Source organism: Isoalcanivorax pacificus W11-5, assembly GCF_000299335.2.
Lineage (GTDB): Bacteria > Pseudomonadota > Gammaproteobacteria > Pseudomonadales > Alcanivoracaceae > Isoalcanivorax > Isoalcanivorax pacificus.
The window spans coordinates 20638-41109 of record NZ_CP004387.1 but is presented as its reverse complement, the minus strand read 5'-3'; the positions used below and the strand labels follow the sequence as shown (position 1 = coordinate 41109).

At 63.6% G+C, this 20472-nt stretch carries 19 protein-coding genes; 7 read left to right on the top strand and 12 right to left on the bottom strand.

Annotated elements, in window-relative coordinates; all coding sequences use genetic code 11:
* Positions 1-154: 154 nt before the first annotated feature.
* Both S7S_RS00190 and prlC read right to left on the bottom strand, forming a co-directional pair.
* Entirely contained in the window at positions 155-358 is a 204-nt protein-coding gene (locus tag S7S_RS00190; protein ID WP_008734314.1) for a YheV family putative metal-binding protein, read from the bottom strand.
* A complete protein-coding gene (gene prlC, locus S7S_RS00185; protein WP_008734315.1) occupies positions 355-2391 on the bottom strand; it encodes an oligopeptidase A in 2037 nt (678 codons plus the stop codon). Before prlC ends, S7S_RS00190 begins: the two co-directional genes overlap by 4 nt.
* Positions 2392-2516: 125 nt before the next feature.
* Between prlC and S7S_RS00180 the strand changes: the two genes are divergently transcribed.
* Positions 2517-3053: a gamma carbonic anhydrase family protein gene (locus tag S7S_RS00180; protein ID WP_008734317.1), complete on the top strand. Its 537-nt coding sequence runs from the start codon at positions 2517-2519 to the stop codon at positions 3051-3053.
* Here S7S_RS00180 and S7S_RS00175 read toward each other — a convergent pair whose 3' ends face one another.
* The 6 genes from S7S_RS00175 to S7S_RS00150 all read right to left on the bottom strand — a co-directional run bounded on the left by S7S_RS00175 (position 3054) and on the right by S7S_RS00150 (position 8944).
* Entirely contained in the window at positions 3054-4037 is a 984-nt protein-coding gene (locus tag S7S_RS00175) for a lipid A deacylase LpxR family protein (protein ID WP_035203589.1), read from the bottom strand.
* Between the two features lie 316 nt (positions 4038-4353).
* Positions 4354-5175 (bottom strand): shikimate dehydrogenase, encoded by an 822-nt coding sequence (aroE, locus tag S7S_RS00170; protein ID WP_008734323.1) that lies wholly within the window; start codon positions 5173-5175, stop codon positions 4354-4356.
* The gene (hemF, locus tag S7S_RS00165; protein ID WP_008734325.1) at positions 5172-6080 is read right to left on the bottom strand and encodes an oxygen-dependent coproporphyrinogen oxidase; all 909 of its coding nucleotides are present in this window, start codon (positions 6078-6080) and stop codon (positions 5172-5174) included. Before hemF ends, aroE begins: the two co-directional genes overlap by 4 nt.
* A 27-nt stretch (positions 6081-6107) precedes the next feature.
* On the bottom strand, positions 6108-6674 hold the full coding sequence (gene tsaC / locus S7S_RS00160) for an L-threonylcarbamoyladenylate synthase type 1 TsaC (RefSeq protein ID WP_035203591.1): 567 nt from the start codon (positions 6672-6674) through the stop codon (positions 6108-6110).
* 85 nt (positions 6675-6759) lie between these two features.
* Entirely contained in the window at positions 6760-7812 is a 1053-nt protein-coding gene (gene dprA, locus S7S_RS00155; RefSeq protein ID WP_008734329.1) for a DNA-processing protein DprA, read from the bottom strand.
* Positions 7813-7876: 64 nt separating this feature from the next.
* Positions 7877-8944, bottom strand: coding sequence for a LysM peptidoglycan-binding domain-containing protein (locus S7S_RS00150; RefSeq protein WP_008734331.1), 1068 nt, complete (start codon positions 8942-8944; stop codon positions 7877-7879).
* Between the two features lie 216 nt (positions 8945-9160).
* Between S7S_RS00150 and def the strand changes: the two genes are divergently transcribed.
* From def to S7S_RS00125, 5 genes are read left to right on the top strand one after another with little or no spacing between them, the layout of a single operon-like run.
* Complete coding sequence (gene def, locus S7S_RS00145) at positions 9161-9667, top strand: peptide deformylase (protein ID WP_008734333.1); 507 nt, start codon at positions 9161-9163, stop codon at positions 9665-9667.
* Between the two features lie 60 nt (positions 9668-9727).
* Positions 9728-10690, top strand: coding sequence for a methionyl-tRNA formyltransferase (gene fmt, locus S7S_RS00140; protein ID WP_008734336.1), 963 nt, complete (start codon positions 9728-9730; stop codon positions 10688-10690).
* Positions 10687-11991 (top strand): 16S rRNA (cytosine(967)-C(5))-methyltransferase RsmB, encoded by a 1305-nt coding sequence (rsmB, locus tag S7S_RS00135; RefSeq protein WP_008734339.1) that lies wholly within the window; start codon positions 10687-10689, stop codon positions 11989-11991. The genes fmt and rsmB overlap by 4 nt, the downstream gene beginning before the upstream one ends.
* A gap of 27 nt (positions 11992-12018) precedes the next feature.
* Positions 12019-13392, top strand: coding sequence for a Trk system potassium transporter TrkA (gene trkA, locus S7S_RS00130; RefSeq protein WP_008734341.1), 1374 nt, complete (start codon positions 12019-12021; stop codon positions 13390-13392).
* Positions 13393-13414: 22 nt separating this feature from the next.
* The gene (locus S7S_RS00125; protein WP_008734342.1) at positions 13415-14869 is read left to right on the top strand and encodes a TrkH family potassium uptake protein; all 1455 of its coding nucleotides are present in this window, start codon (positions 13415-13417) and stop codon (positions 14867-14869) included.
* A gap of 262 nt (positions 14870-15131) precedes the next feature.
* On the opposite strand, the gene S7S_RS00120 is transcribed toward S7S_RS00125, so the two are convergent.
* Positions 15132-16280: an alkane 1-monooxygenase gene (locus S7S_RS00120; protein ID WP_008734344.1), complete on the bottom strand. Its 1149-nt coding sequence runs from the start codon at positions 16278-16280 to the stop codon at positions 15132-15134.
* 162 nt (positions 16281-16442) lie between these two features.
* On the opposite strand from S7S_RS00120, the gene S7S_RS00115 reads away from it, so the two are divergent.
* On the top strand, positions 16443-17123 hold the full coding sequence (locus S7S_RS00115; RefSeq protein WP_008734347.1) for a GntR family transcriptional regulator: 681 nt from the start codon (positions 16443-16445) through the stop codon (positions 17121-17123).
* Here S7S_RS00115 and chrA read toward each other — a convergent pair.
* The 3 genes from chrA to S7S_RS00100 form a co-directional block, all read right to left on the bottom strand.
* Positions 17117-18421 (bottom strand): chromate efflux transporter, encoded by a 1305-nt coding sequence (gene chrA, locus S7S_RS00110; protein WP_008734349.1) that lies wholly within the window; start codon positions 18419-18421, stop codon positions 17117-17119. The genes S7S_RS00115 and chrA overlap by 7 nt on opposite strands.
* 102 nt (positions 18422-18523) lie before the next feature.
* Entirely contained in the window at positions 18524-19666 is a 1143-nt protein-coding gene (locus tag S7S_RS00105; protein ID WP_008734351.1) for an acyl-CoA dehydrogenase family protein, read from the bottom strand.
* Between the two features lie 210 nt (positions 19667-19876).
* Positions 19877-20365, bottom strand: a complete 489-nt coding sequence (locus tag S7S_RS00100) for an OsmC family protein (RefSeq protein ID WP_035203718.1) — start codon at positions 20363-20365, stop codon at positions 19877-19879.
* Positions 20366-20472 lie beyond the last annotated feature (107 nt).

Here is a 20472-nt window from a genome sequence, read left to right as displayed (position 1 = left end):
CCACCACCGCAAATACATGCATGACACGGCCAATCCCGCCCTCTGCAAGCCAGCACACTTCACCCGTGCCAGGTACAGTCCTGATGCAGATGTCACTCAGAAAAAGCAACACAAAAGCGATCATTTCAGGCGATCACTCTTTGCCACAATCCAATCATTTCCCCGATTTCCACACCACCGGGCTACCACCGCCCTCCGCTGGCAGCTCCGCAACCGACGGCTCCGCATCCAGATCCTTACGCATCCCACAGGCAACACACTCCATCCAGAGCATGTCACCATCCTCCACCCGCACAATCTTATCCAGGGCGCCGCACTCGGGGCAGGTGGCACCAGCAATAAACCGCCGCCTGATCACGCCGCAATCCCGCTATGCCGCAACAACGGCTCCACACTCGGCTCACGCCCACGAAACGCAACAAACAGCTCCATCGGCTCACGGCTGCCGCCCTGCGACAGGATATGACGCCGAAACGCCCGCCCGGTCTCTTCATTGAAGATGCCTTCTTCTTCAAAGCGGGAATACGCATCAGCAGACAACACTTCCGCCCATTTGTAGCTGTAGTAGCCTGCGGCATACCCCCCGGCAAAGATGTGCCCAAAGCTGTTCTGGAAACGATTGAAGGCCGGCGGGCGAATCACCGACACTTCATCGCGCACTTCATCCAGAATCTGCTGGATATCCAGGCCGTCTTTGTATTCGGCATGGATACGCATATCGAAGATGGAAAACTCCAGTTGCCGCACCATGCCCATGGCGCTCTGGAAGTTTTTCGCCGCCAGCATCTTTTCCAGTTTTTCCGCAGGCAAAGGCTCGCCGGTTTCGTAGTGACCTGAAATCAGGCGGATGCCTTCTTCGGTCCAGCACCAGTTCTCCATAAACTGACTCGGCAACTCGACCGCATCCCAGGCCACGCCGTTAATACCGGAAATCCCGCTGACTTCCTGCTCGGTCAGCATGTGATGCAAACCATGGCCGAATTCATGGAACAGGGTGACCACTTCATCGTGGGTCAGCAGGCCCGGTTTGCCGCCGGCGGGTGGGGCGAAGTTGCAGGTCAGGTAGGCCACCGGCAGTTGCAGTGAACCGTCCGCACGGCGACGGCGAACTTGGCAATCGTCCATCCAGGCACCGCCACGCTTGCCGGTGCGGGCGTACATGTCGAGGTAGAAGCCGGCCATTTTCTGGCCACTGTCGTCGAACACGTCGTAATAGCGGACATCGGCGTGCCAGGTGTCCACGTCGTCGCGCTGTTTGATCTGGATGCCGAACAGTTTTTCAACGACGGCGAACATGCCGCCGATGACTTTTTCGGCCGGGAACCAGGGGCGCAGTTCTTCTTCGGAAATGCTGTAGCGCGCTTCGCGCAGGCGTTCGCTCCAGAAGGCGATATCCCACGGCGCCAGTTCACCGGCGCCCTGTTCGGCGGCGAAGGCCTGCAATTCGGCCAGTTCTTTTTCCGCCTGGGGTTTGGCGCGGCGGGCGAGGTCGCGCAGGAAGCCCAGCACTTCGTCCACGTCGCGGGCCATTTTGGTGGCCAGGGATTTTTCTGCGTAGCTGGCGAAGCCCAGCAGCTCGGCCTGTGCATGGCGCAGCGCGAGGATGTCGTTCATGCGTGCGCTGTTGTCGAATTTGCCGGCGTCCGGCCCCTGGTCGGAGGCGCGGGTGCTGTAGGCGCGGTAGATGTCCTCGCGCAGGGCGCGATTGCGGGCATGGCAGATCACGGCGTAGTAGCAGGGGAAATCCAGGGTCAGCAGCCAGCCGTCCAGGCCTTCTTCCCTGGCCTTGTCGGCGGCGCCTGCGAGCGCCACGTCCGGCACGCCATCGAGCTCGGCAGCGTCGGTCACATGGCGGCGCCAGCTCTGGGTGGCGTCGAGCACGGCATCGGAAAAGGCGGACGTCAGCTCGGAGAGACGTTTGCTGTTTTCCATGTACTGCGCTTTCTTGTCCGCCGGCAGGTCGACGCCGGAGAGGCGGAAGTCGCGCAGGGTGTCGTCCAGGTCTTTCTGTTGTGCGGGCGTCAGGGTGGCGAATTCGGCGCTGTCGCGGACGCTCTGGTAGGCGCGGAACAGTTCGGCGTTCTGGCCCACTTCGGTGCCGTATTCGGACAGTTGCGGCAGGCAGACATTGTAGGCGTTGCGCAGGGCTTCGTTCTGGGCCACCGCATTCAGGTGCCCGGCGGGGCCGAAGGCCTTGCCGAGGCGGTCGTCTTCTTCATCCAGGGCGTTGACCAGGTTGTCCCAGTTCCACGGGCCGCCGCTTTTCAGCACGTCAGCGATGCGGGCGCGGCCGTCACTGATCAGGGCCTGGACCGCCGGCTCGACGTGCTCGGGGCGGATGTCGGAAAAGGGCGGCAGGCCGGGGTAGTCGATCAGGGGATTCTTGCTCATAGTCACGCTCTTGCCGATTGGTCAGGCAGCACCGCTGCCGGGACATGATTTCTGGATATCAGGGTGGACAATACCACTATCAAGTGCCAGTTTCAGAGGCCGCACGACTCAGCACAGGGGGCAACATGGCAGTACGGTCATTCGGCGGCAAAACGCCGCAATGCGGGGCAGGTGTGTGGGTGGATCCGTCGGCGCAGGTGATCGGCGATGCCAGCCTGGGCGAGGACTGTTCCGTCTGGCCGGGGGCCGTTATCCGGGCCGACATGCATTTTATCGAGCTGGGCGCCCGGGTCAGTGTGCAGGACAACGCCGTGCTGCACATCACGCACGATTCTCCGTTCAACCCCGGTGGTTTCGCGCTGACGATCGGTGACGATGTGACCATCGCCCATCAGGCCATGTTGCACGGCTGCCATATCGGCAACCGGGTGATGATCGGCATGCAGGCCATCGTGATGGACGGGGCGCAGATCGAGGACGATGTGATTCTGGCCGCCGGCTCGCTGGTGCCGCCGGGCAAGCGGCTGAAGTCCGGGTTTCTCTATCGTGGCAAGCCGGCGACGCAGGTGCGCCCGCTCACGCGCGAGGAGCGGGAATTTCTGCCCTATGTGGCAGGCAATTACGTGAAACTGAAGAACCAGTATCTGGCTGAGGCGGACTGATCACATGCGCCAGGTGAACGACAGGGTGCCGAAGGTCAGCGGTTCCTTATTGGTCTGCTCCTGTGCCGTCGTGGCGCGCACGGTCAGGGCGAAGTGGAAGTTGTTCGAGTGCAGGCCAGCGCCAACACTGACATGCCCGACCACCGGCTCCTGTTCGAACTGGTACGGCCCGGCCTTGTCCTCGATGTAGGAATACGGGATCACCTCACCGAGCAAGCCGGCGAAGACCGTCCAGCCGGCGCCCGGCGCGTCAAGCATGCCCGGCAGGCCGACGGACGAGGACATGCCGGCGTACTCGGGCACAAAGTTGCCGGGCAGGTTGCGGCCCATGCGCCAGAAGATGCCAACTTCACCACTGCTGATGAACGAGCTTGCCGTCGCCCCCGCACCCCAGACAAATTCGTGCTGGATCTCTGACGGATCGCCACTGAGGAAAAAGCGACGCGCATGCATCGCCTGAACCCCGCCGACCACATCCGGGCCCAGCTGGTTTTCCCAGCCTCGGGGGTCGGTGCTGCCGGTCACCTTGTGCACCCATTCCTGTGTACGCCGGGCGCCGGAATCCGGCCCGGTCACACCGATCGTGATGCCATAACCGGTCAGGCGGGTGCGGTTCCAGGCATACAGGCCCGCGTCGATCGACAGGTAACCCACATAGGGGATGTCATCGTATTGCGGGGTGTCGAGCTCGATGTTTTCCGGCGTCACCATGGCCTGTTGCAGGCTGACCGCCAGCGCATGATCAGATTCAGGGCTGCCGATCCCCGGCAGCCAGGACAGGCCATCGCGTACGCCGGCGGCGACACAGAAACGGCAGCTGTCGTTGCGCTCTGCCGCCGTACTCAGCCATGAGAGACGCAAACCGTTGGTATAGCCGCGATCAGTCCCGGTAAAGAGATCGTTGTCCCAGGCCACGTTCCATAATCCGGCCTCCGCCGGTGTGACTGCCAGCAGGCCCAGTGACAACATCCAACCTCTGTTCATCGAGCACACCCTCACGATCCCCCCCCGGCAGTATGACGACGACATGCATCAGACAATGGCAACAGTGGGCCGCCTGTTTCGCAGCCACACGAGGTACATCTACCTCATCCTGCATTACGGGAGACTGACACAACCCCGATTACCCACGCTCGATACTGCACGCAGCCGGAAAATAATTCCGTTATCTTTGCGATAAGCGAATGTCACACGCCAGTAAACATCTGCAAAACCCCGTGAGGCATTGCAAAACGTGACAGGACATCAGGAAGTGACGGGCGCCCTGCTGGTGACGACGCCCGGCGAAGAAACGGCGTCGCTATTTGCCGAACGAGGCGATCACTGCTGCGGTCACCGGCCGCCAGCCGTGCCAGATCAAAAAGGCTTCGGCAGCCTGTTCCACCAGCATGCCACGACCGTCGGCGGTCGCTGCACCCTGTTGTGCTGCCCAGCGCAGGAAAGGTGTCGGCTCGGCGCCATACATCATGTCATAACATTTGCTGTCGCGATGCACCTGCATTGCAGGCAGCGTCAGCGCAGCACCGGCCAGGCTCGCAGAGGTGGCATTGATGATCAGATCGAATTCACCCTGCAGGTCGTCCAGACCACCGGCTGTGATATTGCCATGGCCGGCAAACAGTGCGGCCAGCTGATCCGCTTTGTCGCGTGTGCGGTTGGCCACATGCAGGGAAGCCGGCGCCGCCGCGAGCAACGGGCCGAGCACACCACGCACCGCACCACCGGCACCCAGCACCAGTATGCGCCGGCCCGCCAGTGGCCAGCCCAGGTTGTGGCACAGGTCCGTGACCAGCCCGGCGCCATCGGTGTTGTCACCGAACAGCCGGCCTCCTTCCTGCCAGAGCGTGTTCACTGCGCCGGCCTGTTGTGCGCGCGGCGTGAGCACGTCACACAGAGAGAACGCCTGTTCTTTGAACGGCACGGTCACGTTGGCGCCCGCACCATCGTGCTGGAAGAAGGCCGTCACGCTGCCGGCAAAATCGTCCAGCGGCGCCTCGATACGTTCGTAACGGAGCGACAGCTCGCGCTGGGCCGCGAACGCCGTATGGATCTGCGGCGATTTTGAATGCGCAATCGGGTTGCCGAACACGGCAAAGCGCTTTGGCGGCTGCGGCGTGCTCATACCCACTCCCGGTGACACAAAAATTGTTCGTACAACGCAGCTTCCGGCGTGCCCGGCTCAGGCTGCCAGTCGTAATCCCAGCGCACCAGCGGCGGCAGCGACATCAGGATGGATTCCGTGCGGCCGCCGGACTGCAGGCCAAACAGGGTGCCCCGGTCATAGACCAGATTGAATTCCACATAGCGCCCACGGCGGTACAACTGGAACTGTCGTTCACGCTCGCCCCAGGCGGTGTCTTTGCGACGCGCCATGATCGGGCGGTAGGCGTTGATAAAGGCATTGCCCACGCTTTGCATCATGGCAAAGCTTTGTTCAAAGCCGGGTGCGTTCAGGTCGTCAAAGAACAGGCCGCCGACGCCTCGCGGTTCATTGCGGTGGCGCAGGAAAAAATACTCGTCGCACCATTTCTTCCAGGCCGGGTACAGGTGCTTACCGAAGGGCGCGCAGGCGTCCCGCGCCACGCCATGCCAATGACGCACATCGTCCTCGAAGCCGTAGTAGGGCGTGAGATCGAAGCCGCCGCCAAACCACCAGACGGGCGGCTCGCCTTCTTTTTCAGCGATGAAAAAACGCACATTGGCGTGGCTGGTGGGCACATAGGGGTTGCGCGGGTGTATCACCAGCGATACGCCCATGGCCTGGAAACTGCGCCCGGCCAGTTCCGGCCGTGCAGCCGTGGCGGAGGCGGGCAGGGTGCTGCCGAATACATGGGAAAAATTCACGCCGCCTTTTTCGATCACCGCGCCGTCGGTGAGCACGCGTGAGCGGCCACCGCCGCCTTCTTCACGATCCCAGCTGTCTTCCACGAAACGCCCTGCGCCGTCTTCCTGTTCGAGCTGGGCGCAGATGTCGTCCTGCAGGCCAAGCAGGTAAGCCTTTACGGCATCGGTGGCGATGTCTGTCATAACGGGTGTCCAGGCACTGAAAAAGGCTCAGCCGCGCAACGTGCGGCCGCTGGTCAGGTCGATAATGGTAGAGGGTTTGGCCGCCAGATCACATTGACCTGCGACCAGGAAATCGATCTCCTGCCCCAGTTGTCGCCCTACCTGAAACGCATTGCGCGCCGATGGCCGGCCAGACAGGTTGGCGCTGGTCGAGACAATCGGCGTGCCGGCGGCCAGGGCGAGCGCCCGTGCCAGCGGATGGCCGCTGACCCGCACCGCCACGCTGCTGTGCCGGCCACGCACCCATGCGGGCACGCGCTCACTGGCCGGCACCACCCAGGTCACCGGGCCGGGCCAGGTGGCCTGCATGCGAGCCATGTCCGTGTCGGATACGCTGATCCAGGGGCGCAGCTGTGCGGTGTCACCAGCAAGCAGGATCAACCCCTTGTGCATCGGGCGCTGCTTGATGGCGAGCAGGCGCCGCACGGCGGCTTCGTTGGCCGGGTCACAGCCCAGTCCGTAGACCGCTTCGGTGGGATACGCAACGACACCGCCGGCGCGAATCACGCGCGCGGCAGTGTGCAGGGGCCAGTAGGTGGCAGTGGTCAGACTCATGGCAGGCATCGCCGAACGGACAGGCTCAAGGGCCTGCAAGGTAACCAAGCGCTCTGCGCCAGACAAGCCCGGCGTGCCCCGGCGTTTATTCTGCGCGGGCGTAACCGGTGCCCAGGCGCATCACGCGGCCTTCGATTTCCAGCGCCGACAACTTGCGCATCAGCTCGGCAGCCTCCAGCCCGGTGCGTTCGATCAGGTCATCCAGGCTGTTCACGCCGCTGGCGAACAGCGCCAGCAGCGGGTCGGTGCAGGCCTGCGGCGCGGCCTCCGCCTCCACGCCCGCCGCCAGCGTGGCGAACTGGGCAAACTCCGCCAGCACGTCGTCCACGCTTTCCAGCCACAGCGCGCCGTCACGCAGTAACTGATGGCAGCCCCGGCTGAGCGGGTTGTGTACCGCGCCGGGCACCGCGAACACCGCCCGGCCCTGTTCCGCCGCCAGCCGGGCGGTGATCAGGGAACCGGAGCGCAGCGCCGCCTCGACCACAATGGTCCCCAGCGACAGGCCGCTGATGATGCGATTGCGCTGCGGAAAATGCGGTTTGCGTGGCCCCACGCCGGGCGGGTACTCGGTGACCAGCGCCCCGCCACCGTCGAGAATACGCCGGGCCAGCGCCTGGTGGCGCGCGGGATAAATGCGGTCACCGCCCGTGGCCATCACCGCCAGCGTGCGGCCGCCTGCCAGCGCGCCCTCGTGTGCAGCGGCGTCGATACCCAGCGCCAGCCCGCTGGTAATGACCAGGCCCGTGGCCGCCAGCGCCCGGGCGAAGTGCCGTGCACTGCGCAGGCCATCCGGCGATGCCCCCCGTGCGCCCACCATGGCGATCTGCGGCGCTCGCAGTAACGCCGCATCGCCGCGCACGAACAGCATGCCGGGCGCATCGGACAGGGTGGCAAGCAGGGGCGGGTAGTCCGGGTCGCCCAGGGCGATCAGTTGCCAGCCGTCATCGGCCAGCCAGGCATGCCAGTGGTCCGGCGGGGAGGTGGCGGGGCGGATACCCGGCGGCACCTGTGCGCGCCATACCGCCGGCTGTTGCAGCAATTGCTCCACGCTGCCGGCATCACGCAGCAGGCGACCGAGCACGGGCGAGGCAGTATGAAATGTCAGGGCGAGGGCAAGACGGGCGTGCTGGCCATCCATGGAGCACCTTTGATGTTGTAAGTGAACGGCGACGCATCCATGCGCCGCCGCAGGTGAACCCGGCTCAGAGGCCGCCGGGGTTTTTCACCAGGTCGTTCATGTAGATCGGCTTGGTGGATTCGATCACCAGGCCATAGGACACCTTCTCGAACACGCGGAACAGCACCAGGGTGCCGGATTTGCTGTCCGGCAGGCGGATCATTTCGTTGCGCACCTGATCGCGCACGCGCTCGCCACGCTGGTACACATCCAGCACATTGCCTTCTTTCAGGCCCTCGCGGGCGCCGCGGCTGATGACCACCACGTCGTTGCGCGCCACGCTGCTCAGGCGGCCGAACAGGCGGATGATGGAGGCGTTCACCTCGGTCTCCGGCGCGGACGGATAGAACATCGACTGTACGCGGCGTTCCGGGCTGCTCAGCACGCGGTCTTCCGCACGCAGGTCCTGATTCGACTGCTGCACGCGCAGGGTCAGCATTTCACCATCGTGGGCCGCCACGCTGCCACGGCCGATCTGCAGGGCTTCATAGCCGAGAATTTCCTTGGTTTCCGGGTCCACGTACTGGGTGCCGACGCGGTAGAAGCCGTAATCCTGCAGCAGGTCGTCCCACTGGTCCGCCGGGTCGCGGGCATACACCACATCACCCTGGCCAAACACCACCCGGCGATCCTGGCCGCCCACCAGATACGGCGAGGTGGCCAGCTCGTCGCGGCTGAGCACCAGCGCCTCTTTCAGGAAGGATTGAATGCTGCCCAGCGGGATCGCAGGAATGGCCGCTGCCAGGGGCATCTCCCTCGCCTGGGGCGAGAGCCGCACCACGCCGTCGCTGTCCGGCTCGATCTTCACCGCGCGGTCCACGGTCAGTTGCGGCTGGCCGTCCACGTAGCGCAGGCGGATCGCATCGCCGGGGTAGATCAGGTGCGGATTATCGATCTGCTGGTTGCCGTGCCACAGCTCCGGCCATTCCCAGGGGTTGTGCAGGAAGGCGCTGGAAATGTCCCAGAGGGTGTCGCCGGCTTTCACATAATAGACTTCCGGGTGGTCGCTTTTCAGCGCGACATCAGCCGCCGTCAGCCCGGACACAGCCAGCAGGGCACCAGCGGTGAGTGTCCGCAGGAGCGATTTCATCATTGCCGGAATCCTTTTATCATTATTGGCACACTTGCGACCTGACGGTCGGCCCCCGAATGTGTTGGCGTGAGATACCGGGGTGGACGCCGAGGCGGCCAAACCCGATAGTGCTACAGTCGTTGTACGATTTTCGACCGATATTAGCAATCTGATCATGCAGTTAGCAACCGACTTTCGAGTGCCGTCACAACTTTGCACTTCAACGCTGGAACGCCCATGGCAGTAATGGACATTCTCGAATTCCCGGATCCCCGGCTACGCACGGTAGCAAAGCCGGTGGAAAAGGTGGATGACGAGCTTCGCAAACTGATCGACGACATGATTGAAACCATGTACGACGCCTCCGGTATCGGCCTCGCCGCCACCCAGGTCAATGTGCACCAGCGCCTGCTGGTACTGGATGTCTCCGAAGAGCGTGACCAGCCGCTGGTGTTCATCAACCCGGAGATCACCCCGCTCACCGACGACACCAAGACCTATGATGAAGGCTGCCTGTCGGTGCCCGGCTTCTACGAAACCGTCGAGCGCCCGGACCGGGTGCGGGTGAAGGCCCTGAATCGTGACGGCGATGTCTTCGAGATGGACTGCGACGGCCTGCTGGCCGTGTGCCTGCAACACGAGATTGATCACCTGGACGGCAAGCTGTTCGTCGACCACATCTCGCGCCTGAAGCGCGACCGCATCAAGAAGAAGATGGAAAAACTGCACCGGCAACAGGCCTGAGCCTGACCGGCTTCGCGCCAGGGACGGCGCCCGCCCCACCGCATCCCGAGAGGTTTCACCTTGTCCAGCTTGCGCATTGTCTTCGCCGGTACGCCGGATTTTGCCGCCATCAGCCTGCGCGCCCTGCTGGCCACCCCGCACGAGATTGTCGGCGTGCTGACCCAGCCGGACCGCCCGGCCGGGCGCGGTAAAAAGCTGCAACCCAGCGATGTAAAAATGTTGGCCAGTGAGCACCAGCTTACTGTGCTGCAACCGGAAAACCTGAAAGGCGACGACATCCGCCAGCAATTACGCGACTGGGCGCCGGACGTCATGGTGGTGGTGGCCTACGGCCTGATCATTCCGCAGGCGGTACTGGATATTCCCCGCTACGGCTGCATCAACGTGCACGGCTCACTACTGCCACGCTGGCGCGGCGCCGCACCGGTGCACCGTGCCATCGCCGCCGGCGACGCCGAAAGCGGCGTCACCATCATGCAGATGGAGGCCGGCCTGGATACCGGGCCGATGCTGCTGAAACAGGCCACACCGATCCATCCGGACGACACCGGCGGCAGCCTGTACCAGCGCATCGCCGACCTGGGCGCCGAGGCGCTGGTGAGCGTGCTGGCGGATCTGCCCGCGCACCTGGCCCGCGCCACACCGCAGCCGGCGGCAGGCGTCACCTATGCGCACAAGCTCAGCAAAGACGAAGCTCAACTGGACTGGGCCGAACCGGCCCGTGCCCTGCACGACCGCATCCGTGCCTTCAATCCCTGGCCGGTGACCTGGGCGCCCTTCGGCGAACAGGTGCTGCGCATCTGGGCCAGCGAGCCGGCCAGCGGCAAGGGCGCGCCGGGCACGATCCTGGCGGTCGGCCCGGACGCGATCGAAGTGGCCTGCGGCGACGGCAGCCTGCGCCTTCTCCAGGCCCAGCTGCCCGGCAAAAAGCCGTTGCCCGTCCGCGACCTGCTCAGTGGCCGTGCCGATCAGCTGGTAAGCGGGCAATTACTCGCTGACGGTTTCCGGGGAGCCCGGTCATGAGCGGCCAGCCACGGCTGATCGCCGTCCGCACCCTGATGGACGTCCTCCCCGGCGATGGCCATGGCCGCAGCCTGCGCGAAGCCCTCGCACACCACCGCCAGCCATTGGAGCCCGCCGAGCGCGGCCTGCTGACGGATCTCTGCTTCGGCGTCTGCCGGCATTACCGTTTGCTCGACCACTGGCTCGACCAGCAACTGCAAAAGCCGCTCAAAGCCTCCGCACGCCAGGTTCGGCTGGCGTTGCTGTGCGGCCTGTACGAACTCTGGTTCACCGAACGCGCCGCGCACGCCGTCGTCAACGCCTACCCGGACCTGTGCCGCACCTTGAAAGCCCCCTGGGCCGCCGGGCTGGCCAACGCCGTGCTGCGCAAGGCCACCCGGCTGGACCTGGCCACCTGGCGCGCCACGCTGCCGGTGCCGATTCGCTGCTCGCTGCCCGACTGGCTATGGCAGCAGTGGCAACAGGACTGGGGCGAGGCCGCCACCACGCTGGCGGAGGCCAGCCTCAACGAACCACCGATGACGCTGCGTGTGAACCGGCAACATCAGGACCGCGATGCTGCCCTGGCCAGCCTGGCCGCGGCCGGCATCGCCGCCAACCCCGGCACCCGCGCACCGTTCGCCATCACGCTGGCGCACGCCGTACCGGTCCAGCACCTGCCAGGTTTCGACCAGGGCACGCTTTCTGTACAGGACGAAGCCGCACAACTGCCGGCGGAGCTGATCGAGGCGCCGCCCACCGGACGCCTGCTGGATGCCTGCGCCGCCCCCGGCGGCAAGACCGGGCAACTGGCCGAGCGATTTCCCGAGGCGTCATTGCTGGCCCTGGATAATGATGCGCACCGCCTGCAACGGGTGCGCGAGAACCTGACCCGCCTGGGCCTGCACGCCGACGTGCAGCAAGGCGACGCCAGCGACCCGACACCCTGGTGGGACGGCACCCCGTTCGACGCCATCCTGCTCGACGCCCCCTGTTCCGCCACCGGTATCCTGCGCCGGCAACCGGATGTGAAATGGCATCGCCGCGCCGCCGACCTGCCGGCGCTGGTCGGTTTACAGGCCCGCATGCTGGATGCATTATGGCCGCTGATCAGGCCGGGCGGCCTGCTGGTATACGCCACCTGTTCACTGCTGGACCAGGAAAACGCCGCACAGATCAGCGCCTTTCTGGCCCGCCATGGTGACGCGCAGGACGACACACCGCCCGACACGGGGGATGTTCCGGTCACGGCCGGGGCCCAGTTACTGTCAGGGACAGGCCAACACGATGGCTTCTACATTGCGCGGCTGCGCAAGCACTGACCCGCTCCACGGAGCACACGGCGACCTATGAAAATCATCATTCTCGGCGCCGGTCAGGTGGGTGGCACCCTGGCGGAAAACCTCGCCGGTGAACGCAACGACATCACCGTCATTGATACCGACGCCGAGCGGTTGCGCGAACTGAGCGACCGCATCGACATCCGCACCGTGGAAGGCCGCGGCTCCTACCCGTCGATCTTGCGTCAGGCCGGCGCCCAGGATGCCGACATGCTGATCGCCGTCACCAGCAGTGACGAGGTCAACATGGTCGCCTGCCAGGTGGCCTATACGCTGTTCCGCACGCCGACCAAGATCGCCCGCATCCGCGCCGCCAGCTACCTGCACAAGGAAAAGCTGTTCAACAACGACGCCATTCCGATTGATGTGATCATCAGCCCCGAGCAGGTGGTGACCGATTACATCCGCCGGCTGATCGACCTGCCCGGGGCACTGCAGGTGGTGAACTTCGCCGGTGGCCGCGTGCAGCTGGTGGCGGTGCGCGCCTATTACGGCGGCCCGCTGGTGGGCAACGAACTGCGTGAACTGCGCCAGCACATGCCCAACGTGGACACCCGCGTGGCGGCGATCTTCCGCCGCAACCGCGCCATCCAGCCGGAAGGCACCACCATTATTGAAGCCGACGACGAAGTGTTCTTTGTCGCGGCACGCAACGACATTCGCGCGGTGATGAGCGAGCTGCGCCGGCTGGAACACAACTACAAGCGCATTGTCATCGCCGGTGGCGGCAATATCGGTTTCCGGCTCGCCAAGGGCATGGAGCACCGTTACAACGTCAAGCTGATCGAAAGGTTTCCGCAACGCTGCGCCTGGCTTGCGGAGAACCTGCACCGCACGGTGGTGATGCAGGGGCTGGCCACAGACCGCGACCAGTTGCTCAAGGCCAATATCGAAAACGCCGACGTTTTCTGCGCGCTGACCAACGACGATGAAGCCAACATCATGTCGTCGATGCTCGCCAAGCGGCTCGGTGCGCGCAAAGTGATGACGCTGATCAACAATCCCGCCTATGTGGACCTGGTGCAGGGCCATGACATCGACATCGCCATCTCGCCGCAGCAGGCCACCATCGGCAACCTGCTCACCCACGTGCGACGTGGCGACGTGGTCAGTGTGCATTCCCTGCGCCGGGGCGCGGCCGAAGCAATCGAGGCAATCGCGCACGGCGATTCACGCAGTTCGAAAGTCGTGGGCCGCATGATCGAGGATATCGACCTGCCCGAAGGCACCACCATCGGCGCCATCGTGCGCGGCGAGAAAGTGCTGATCGCCCACGGCGATGTGGTCATCGAACCGGATGACCATGTGATCATGTTCCTGATGGACCGCCGCCGCATCGCTGACGTGGAAAAACTGTTCCAGGTCGGTTTCACCTTCTTCTGATGAACGCCCAGAGCCCGCGGCCATGCACTTTGCACTGATCACCAAGATTCTCGGCATTCTGCTCATGGTGTTCAGTTTCACCATGGCGCCGCCGGTGGCCATCGCCTACTGGTACAACGACGGCAGCGAGATGGCATTCCTGGCGGCGTTCGCGGTGATCTTCCTGCTCGGCCTGGGCATGTGGCTGCCCGTATGGCGGCACCGCGCCGAACTGCAGACCCGCGACGGCTTTCTGGTCGTGACGCTGTTCTGGACCGTGCTCGGCGTCATCGGCGGCATTCCCTTCCTGTTCAATCCGGCACTCGACATCAGCATCACCGACGCCGTGTTCGAATCCGTTTCCGGGCTCACCACCACCGGCGCCACGGTACTGAGTGGCCTGGATGCCCTGCCGAAATCACTGCTGTTCTATCGCCAGCAACTGCAATGGCTCGGCGGCATGGGCATCATTGTACTGGCCATCGCCATCCTGCCGATGCTCGGCGTCGGCGGCATGCAGCTCTACAAGGCCGAAACCCCCGGCCCGATGAAAGAGGCCAAGCTGACACCCCGCATTGCCGAAACCGCAAAGGCGCTGTGGTTTCTGTACGTGGCCTTTACCATCCTGTGCGCCGTGCTGTACCGCGCTGCCGGGATGGACTGGTTTGATGCCGTGGCACACAGCTTCAGCACCATTTCCACCGGCGGGTTCTCCACCCACGATGCCAGCATGGCGCACTTCGACAGCCCGACCATCGACATGATCGCGTCGCTGTTCATCCTCATCGGTGCCATGAGTTTCACACTGCACTTCGCCGCTTTCCGCAGCCGGTCGTTGAGGGCCTACGTGCTCGACCCCGAGTTCCGTTTCTTTATCGGCCTGCTGACCATCTATATCACCATGGTCGCTGTCGGCCTGTGGGTCTACGATCACTACCACCACAATGCCGGCACCACCTTGCGCCACGCCATCTTCCAGGTGATGTCGTTCAGCACCGGCACCGGCCTGACCAGCACGAACATGGCGGCCTGGCCTACCTATGTCCTTTATTTCCTGGTGCTGACCAGCTTTATCGGCGGCTGCGCCGGCTCCACCGGCGGCGGCATGAAAGTGATCCGCTCGGCACTGGTCTTCCACCACAGCCTGCGCGAACTGCGCCGGCTGATTTATCCCTCCGGCGTGTTCGCCGTCGGCTTCGGCAACCGCTCTACCGATGATCGCGTGCTGCAGGCGGTGTGGGGATTTGTCGGCGTCTACATCATGCTGGCGGTGATCTTCACCATGATCTTTATCATGACGGGCCTGGACCCCGGTACGGCACTGGCCACGTCGGCCGCGTCACTGAACAACGTGGGGCAGGGGATTGCCGGCGTCGCCAGCGGCTTTGGTGACATCACCGATTTTGCCAAATGGATGATGTGCTTCGCGATGCTGCTGGGGCGGCTTGAGGTGTTTACAATGCTGGTGTTGTTTATGCCGTTGTTCTGGCGGCAGTAGGGTGGGTAGAGCCAAAGGCGAAACCCACCATGTCCATGTCGCACACTGCTCGCACAAAACCAGCGAAACTACCCACTACCCAAGCCGGGTGATTTCGATGATTTTGCGGGAGTGAGTAACAGGCATGGTCCCGGTGGGTTTCGCCTTTGGCTCTACCCACCCTACGGTCCCCGCACAAAAAAACGGCCTTCAAACGCGGAGTGTCTGAAGGCCGTCAAGGGACACGCGCCGCCATCCCGGCAGCGCGAAAGGTCACTCGGTATCAGGCAATGTTGTTAACCCGCTTGCCGGTACGGAACAACTGATCCATCTCACCCTGGTAGTACGCTTCCACCCGCGGGTTCATCACTTTCTTCCACAGCGGCGGCACCAGCGCCAGCACGTACATGGCCGCGTAGCCGCCCGGCAGTTGCGGGCTTTCCTCGTAGTGACGCAGCACCTGGTAACGACGCTTCGCGTAGGCGTGGTGGTCGCTGTGACGTTGCAGCTGGAACAGCGCGATGTTGGTGAGCAGGTAGTTGGAGTTCCAGCTGTGGGCCGGCGTAACGCGCTCGTACTTGCCGTTATCCAGCTCGCGACGGTGCAGGCCGTAGTGCTCGATGTAGTTGATCACTTCCAGTGCAAAGGCGGCGAAGAAGCTCTGGCCGAGGAAGAACACCACGCCCATCCAGCCGAACAGCAGGCCAAAGACAACGGCCAGCGCGGCGGAAATGCCGTACCACCAGATCAGTTCGTTATGGACGCTGATGTTCTTTTTCCCTTTGCGCTCGAGGTACTGCTTTTCCAGCCGCCAGGCGTTGATGAAGTTGCGCACGAAGGCGCGCGGCAGGAAATGGTACAGGCTCTGGTTGTAGCGCGAGGACGAGGCATCGTCCGGAGTGGACACATGCACATGATGGCCGCGCACGTGCTCGACCTTGAAACCGGCGTAGGTCACCGAGGAGAGCAGCAGGCCGCCGGCCCAGGTTTCCAGGCGGGAATCCTTGTGGATCAGCTCGTGCGCCAGGTTGATGGCGATGATGCCACCCACGGTGCCGATGGACACGATCCAGCCCAGCATGCCGAACCAGGAATAGTCGTTGTTCACGAATACCCAGCCAGCCCAGAACAGGGCGCCAAACCAGATCGGCACCATCAGCAGGGTAAAGACGCGATAGATGCGCTCTTCGTTCAGCGAGGGCACTTCGGTGATCTCGTCCGGATTGGAGGGGTCCTTGCCGATGATGTAGTCGAGGACAGGGATGATGCCGAAGACAACGAAGTAGAGGCCCCAGGCCCAGTAATCCTGGGTGCCGGCCTCGCGGCCGATCAGGGCGGTGAGGGGCAACAGGGGCAGCATGGTGGCCCAGAACAGCGGGTAGCCCCATTTCTTGATGGTCATCATCCGCTGGGCATCACTACGTTCAAACATGGTGTCTCTCCCATCGGCCTCGCGGGCCGGATTTGTCCTTGTCATTGGGTACTGTCAAGGTGGGAGGCTATACCTGAGTAATTGAAGTGTCAAACAATTCATGTATTCTGTCTGTCACGGTCTGTTGTGTATACTGGCCGCTCTGACACGGAGTCCTGATCCATGCCCCTGAAAGCCGTCGCCCTCAGCGACCAGATTGCCGATCACCTGGCAGAGCAGATCATTCACGGCACGCTGCCGCCGGGCGCCCGTCTGCATGAGAATGAGCTGGCCAAACAGCTTGATGTAAGCACCAACTCACTTCGGGAGGCCTTCAGGCTGCTGGAGGCACGGCATCTGATCGAGATCCAGCCACGCCGGGGCGCGCGCGTGCGCGAGGTGACAGAAGCTCAGGTGCAGGAGCTGTATGACTTCCTGTTCCTGATGCTCTCCGAACTGGCCGGGCGGGCGGCGAAGGTCTGGCAACCGGGAGAGCTGGACGAGCTGGCGCGGATGCTGCCGCAACTGGAACAGCTGCATCAGGCCGGCGACATAGCAGGCGCCCACCAGATGGTGTTCCGGTTTCTGCCACATATGCTGGTGTTTGCCCGCAATGCGTACATGGCGCGCGCGATCAGCGATCTGATTCCCCTGCTGCAACGCTATTCGTACATCGCGCTGATCGAGGAAACCTCAGAGTTCGATATGTCATTGCAGATTTTCCAGCGGCTGCTGGTCAACGTGGTGGCACGGCAGGCCGAGGCGGCCTCGGCGGATATTCTCGAGTACGGGGAAAACCAGTGCCGCATCGTGCTGCGCGCGCTGCACAAGCGGAACGCCACGCCGGTCGCGGCCGTTCAGTAAAGCAGCCACCATGATCCGGCGCCGCCGAGCGTGGTCAGCGCCAGGACGGGCAACAGCCCCCAGCCACGCCACGCCAGCAGCCACAATGCCAGCGCACACCAGCCCAGTGGCAGCCATTGCAGACTGTGCAGCACCGGCAAGGTCATGCCGGCGATATGCCGGGTTTCGCTGAACAGCACATGCGCCGCAAACCACAACGCCAGGCTGGCCATCACACCCAGCACGGCGGCGGTGATCGCCCGCAGCGCGCCGGACAAGGCCTGATTGGCGCGCAGCCGTTCAACATAGGGCGCGCCAGCAAAAATAAAGAGGAAGCAGGGCACGAAAATCACCCAGGTGGTGAGCACCGCCCCCAGCAGCCCGCCCAGCCAGGGGGAGAGCGGCGCGGCATCACGGAACACGGCCAGGAACCCGACAAACTGCACCACCTGGATCAGCGGCCCCGGGGTGCTTTCCGCCATGCCCAGGCCATCGAGCATTTCACCCGGTTGCAGCCAGGCGTACTGCTCCACCGCCTGCTGTGCGATGTAGGCCAGCACCGCGTAGGCCCCGCCGAAGGTCACCACTGCGACTTTGCTGAAGAATTCTCCCACCGTGACCAGCACGTGATCCGCACCCAGCCATAACGCACACGCGAGCACCGGCGCCGCCCACAACACCAGGCCGAGCGGCACCACCCGCCAGAGGTGGCGATGACTGACCCTGCCGTGCGGCATGTCCACCGCCGGCTGCAAGCCATCGCCCAGCCAGGCTCGCCGATGACGCGCCACCCAATAGCCGAGCGCACCCGCACCCAGCACGATGAGCGGGAACGGCAGGTCAAACACCGCAATGGCAACAAACGCTGCCACCGCCAGCCCCCGCAGCCAGGATGTCACCAGCGCCTTGCCCGCCAGACGCCACACGGCCATGAAGACCAGCGCCAGCACGGCGGCTTTCAGCCCGAACAGCAGCGCCGTGACCGCCGGCACATCCCGCATGCCTGCATACAGCAGCGACAACGCCAGAATCGACACAAACCCGGGCAGCACAAACAGCACCCCCGCCACCAGCCCGCCGCGCACACCATGCAATGTCCAGCCCAGATACGTGGCCAGTTGCTGGGCTTCCGGCCCGGGCAGCAGCATGCAGAAATTCAGCGCGTGCAGGAAACGGGGTTCATCCACCCAGCGTTTTTCGTCCACCAGGATCCGGTGCATCACCGCAATCTGTCCGGCCGGCCCGCCAAAGCTCAGCAGCGCCACGCGTAACCACACCACCAGCGCATCACGAAACGGAATCGCAGGGGAAGATGGCATGGACACTCCGCGCGCAACAAAGGGTGTCGGCAGTGTAGCGGGTGAAGATGACAGGCAGAATAGGCGTGCGGCCGATACCACGGCCGCACGCAGGAGGACAGGTCAGCCGCGGCCGAGCAGATCGCGCGCGATGATCTCCAGCATGATTTCGCTGGTGCCGCCGTAAATACGCTGGATACGCGCATCCACGTAATCACGGGAAATCGGGTATTCCTGCATGTAGCCGTAACCGCCGAACAATTGCAGGCACTGGTCCGCCACCACGCCCTGCAGTTCGGTGGTGGTGTACTTGGCGATGGAGGCGTTGGTGGTGCTCAGCGCGCCATCGTCGTACTGGTCTGTACATTGCGCCACAAACGCCTTGTTCACTTCGACCTGGGCTTTCAGGTTGGCCAGCTTGAAGCGGGAATTCTGGAACTGGGCGATGGACTGTCCAAAGGCCTTGCGCTCCTGCACATAGGTCGTGGTGCGCTCGAGCATGCCTTCGCAGGCACCCACGGCGCCGATGGCAAGGATCAGACGTTCCCGTGGCAGCTCGTTCATCAGGTTGGCAAAGCCACGGCCTTCGCCGCCGAGAATCTGGTCGGCGCCCACGCGCACGTTCTCGAAGAACAGCTCGGAGGTGTCGGCACAATGATGCCCCATTTTTTCCAGGTTGCGGCCACGGGAAAAGCCGGGCAGGGAAGTATCGACGGTAAACAGCGTCATGCCTTTGCTGCCGGCGTTCGGATCGGTCTTGGTGGCGAGCACGATCACGTCGCAATGCTGGCCGTTGGTGATAAAGGTTTTCTGGCCGTTGATCACATAGCTGTCGCCGTCTTTTTCGGCACGGGTTTTCATGCCCTGCAGATCCGAGCCGGCGCCCGGTTCGGTCATGCCGATGGCACCGATGGCTTCGCCGGTCACCATTTTCGGCAGCCAGGTCTGTTTCTGTTCTTCCGTCCCCAGGTGCAGGATGTACGGCGCCACAATATCCGAGTGCACGGAGATGTTTGACGCCAGGCCGCCAAAGCCGAGGCGGGAGGCTTCTTCCACCACGATCGCGGACAGACGGAACGGCGCGCCGAAGCCACCGTATTCTTCCGGTACGTCGACACACAGGAAGCCATTCTCGCCCAGGCCGGTCCAGACCTCTCGCGGCAGGATTTCTTCTTTCTCCCACTTCGCGTAATGCGGGCCGATTTCCTTTTCCAGGTATTTGCGGACGTTGGTCCGGAACAGTTCGATTTCGCTTTGATCCAGCATGCGGGCATTCCTGTTGTTGTGGGGTGCCGGGACACAAAAAGGACACACCATGGCGCGCACCACGCGGCCGCCATGTCCATTCAGAGTCGGGATTGTAAGGAAAACCGGCGCGCCGGGCGAAACCGGCCAGTCACTGTTGCCGGGCGCCGGGCCCGGCGCAGGCCTGTCGCAGCCGGGGTCACCGGTCTGCGGGCCTGGCGGCGAAGGGGATCAGAAGGTCGGGATCTCCGGCTCCAGCAGCATGCGTGCGTTCAGGGTGTTGGCGATAAAGCAGTGCTGGTGGGCGTCATCATGCAGACCGCGCAGGGTGGCCTCATCCGGGGTCGTGTCATCGGCGAACACCACACGCGGGCGCAGCGTGACTTCGGTAATGGCCATGCGGCCCTGCGCGTTACGGTCCAGCACGCCGGAAGCGCGATCCAGATAACTCAGGACACGCAGTTTTTTCTTTGCGGCCAGGGCCAGGAACGTGAGCATGTGACAGCTCGCCAACGCCGAGATCAGGGCCTCTTCCGGATTCACGCGCGAGGCCGTGCCCTGATAGTGCGGGGACGCAGATGCCGGCACCACTTCACCACCGGGGAAGGTCCACTCGTGATCGCGATTGTAGCTGTCGGGAGAGAATGCCGCGCCGGGGGCCACGTGCCAGGTGACCGTGGCGCTGTATTGGGAACTCTGTGAAGAATCGCTGGATCGCATTGCACCGGATTCCACCATAACCGTCTCCTTGCCTGCCATGAAATACAGGCAGCATCACCGGACTGTTACGGCTTGCCTCCCGGACGATACCGCCCTCACTGCTTTCA

Excerpts from the sequence above, each read along its gene's own strand:
- S7S_RS00150 (WP_008734331.1), bottom strand. The coding sequence starts at position 8,944 with ATGATGAAATCGCTCCTGCGGACACTCACCGCTGGTGCCCTGCTGGCT.
- S7S_RS00120 (WP_008734344.1), bottom strand. The coding sequence starts at position 16,280 with ATGTTTGAACGTAGTGATGCCCAGCGGATGATGACCATCAAGAAATGG.
- chrA (WP_008734349.1), bottom strand. The coding sequence starts at position 18,421 with ATGCCATCTTCCCCTGCGATTCCGTTTCGTGATGCGCTGGTGGTGTGG.
- hemF (WP_008734325.1), bottom strand. The coding sequence starts at position 6,080 with ATGACAGACATCGCCACCGATGCCGTAAAGGCTTACCTGCTTGGCCTG.
- S7S_RS00125 (WP_008734342.1), top strand. The coding sequence starts at position 13,415 with ATGCACTTTGCACTGATCACCAAGATTCTCGGCATTCTGCTCATGGTG.
- aroE (WP_008734323.1), bottom strand. The coding sequence starts at position 5,175 with ATGAGCACGCCGCAGCCGCCAAAGCGCTTTGCCGTGTTCGGCAACCCG.
- S7S_RS00180 (WP_008734317.1), top strand. The coding sequence starts at position 2,517 with ATGGCAGTACGGTCATTCGGCGGCAAAACGCCGCAATGCGGGGCAGGT.
- rsmB (WP_008734339.1), top strand. The coding sequence starts at position 10,687 with ATGAGCGGCCAGCCACGGCTGATCGCCGTCCGCACCCTGATGGACGTC.
- S7S_RS00105 (WP_008734351.1), bottom strand. The coding sequence starts at position 19,666 with ATGCTGGATCAAAGCGAAATCGAACTGTTCCGGACCAACGTCCGCAAA.
- tsaC (WP_035203591.1), bottom strand. The coding sequence starts at position 6,674 with ATGAGTCTGACCACTGCCACCTACTGGCCCCTGCACACTGCCGCGCGC.
- trkA (WP_008734341.1), top strand. The coding sequence starts at position 12,019 with ATGAAAATCATCATTCTCGGCGCCGGTCAGGTGGGTGGCACCCTGGCG.
- prlC (WP_008734315.1), bottom strand. The coding sequence starts at position 2,391 with ATGAGCAAGAATCCCCTGATCGACTACCCCGGCCTGCCGCCCTTTTCC.
- S7S_RS00115 (WP_008734347.1), top strand. The coding sequence starts at position 16,443 with ATGCCCCTGAAAGCCGTCGCCCTCAGCGACCAGATTGCCGATCACCTG.
- S7S_RS00100 (WP_035203718.1), bottom strand. The coding sequence starts at position 20,365 with ATGCGATCCAGCGATTCTTCACAGAGTTCCCAATACAGCGCCACGGTC.
- def (WP_008734333.1), top strand. The coding sequence starts at position 9,161 with ATGGCAGTAATGGACATTCTCGAATTCCCGGATCCCCGGCTACGCACG.
- S7S_RS00175 (WP_035203589.1), bottom strand. The coding sequence starts at position 4,037 with ATGAACAGAGGTTGGATGTTGTCACTGGGCCTGCTGGCAGTCACACCG.
- dprA (WP_008734329.1), bottom strand. The coding sequence starts at position 7,812 with ATGGATGGCCAGCACGCCCGTCTTGCCCTCGCCCTGACATTTCATACT.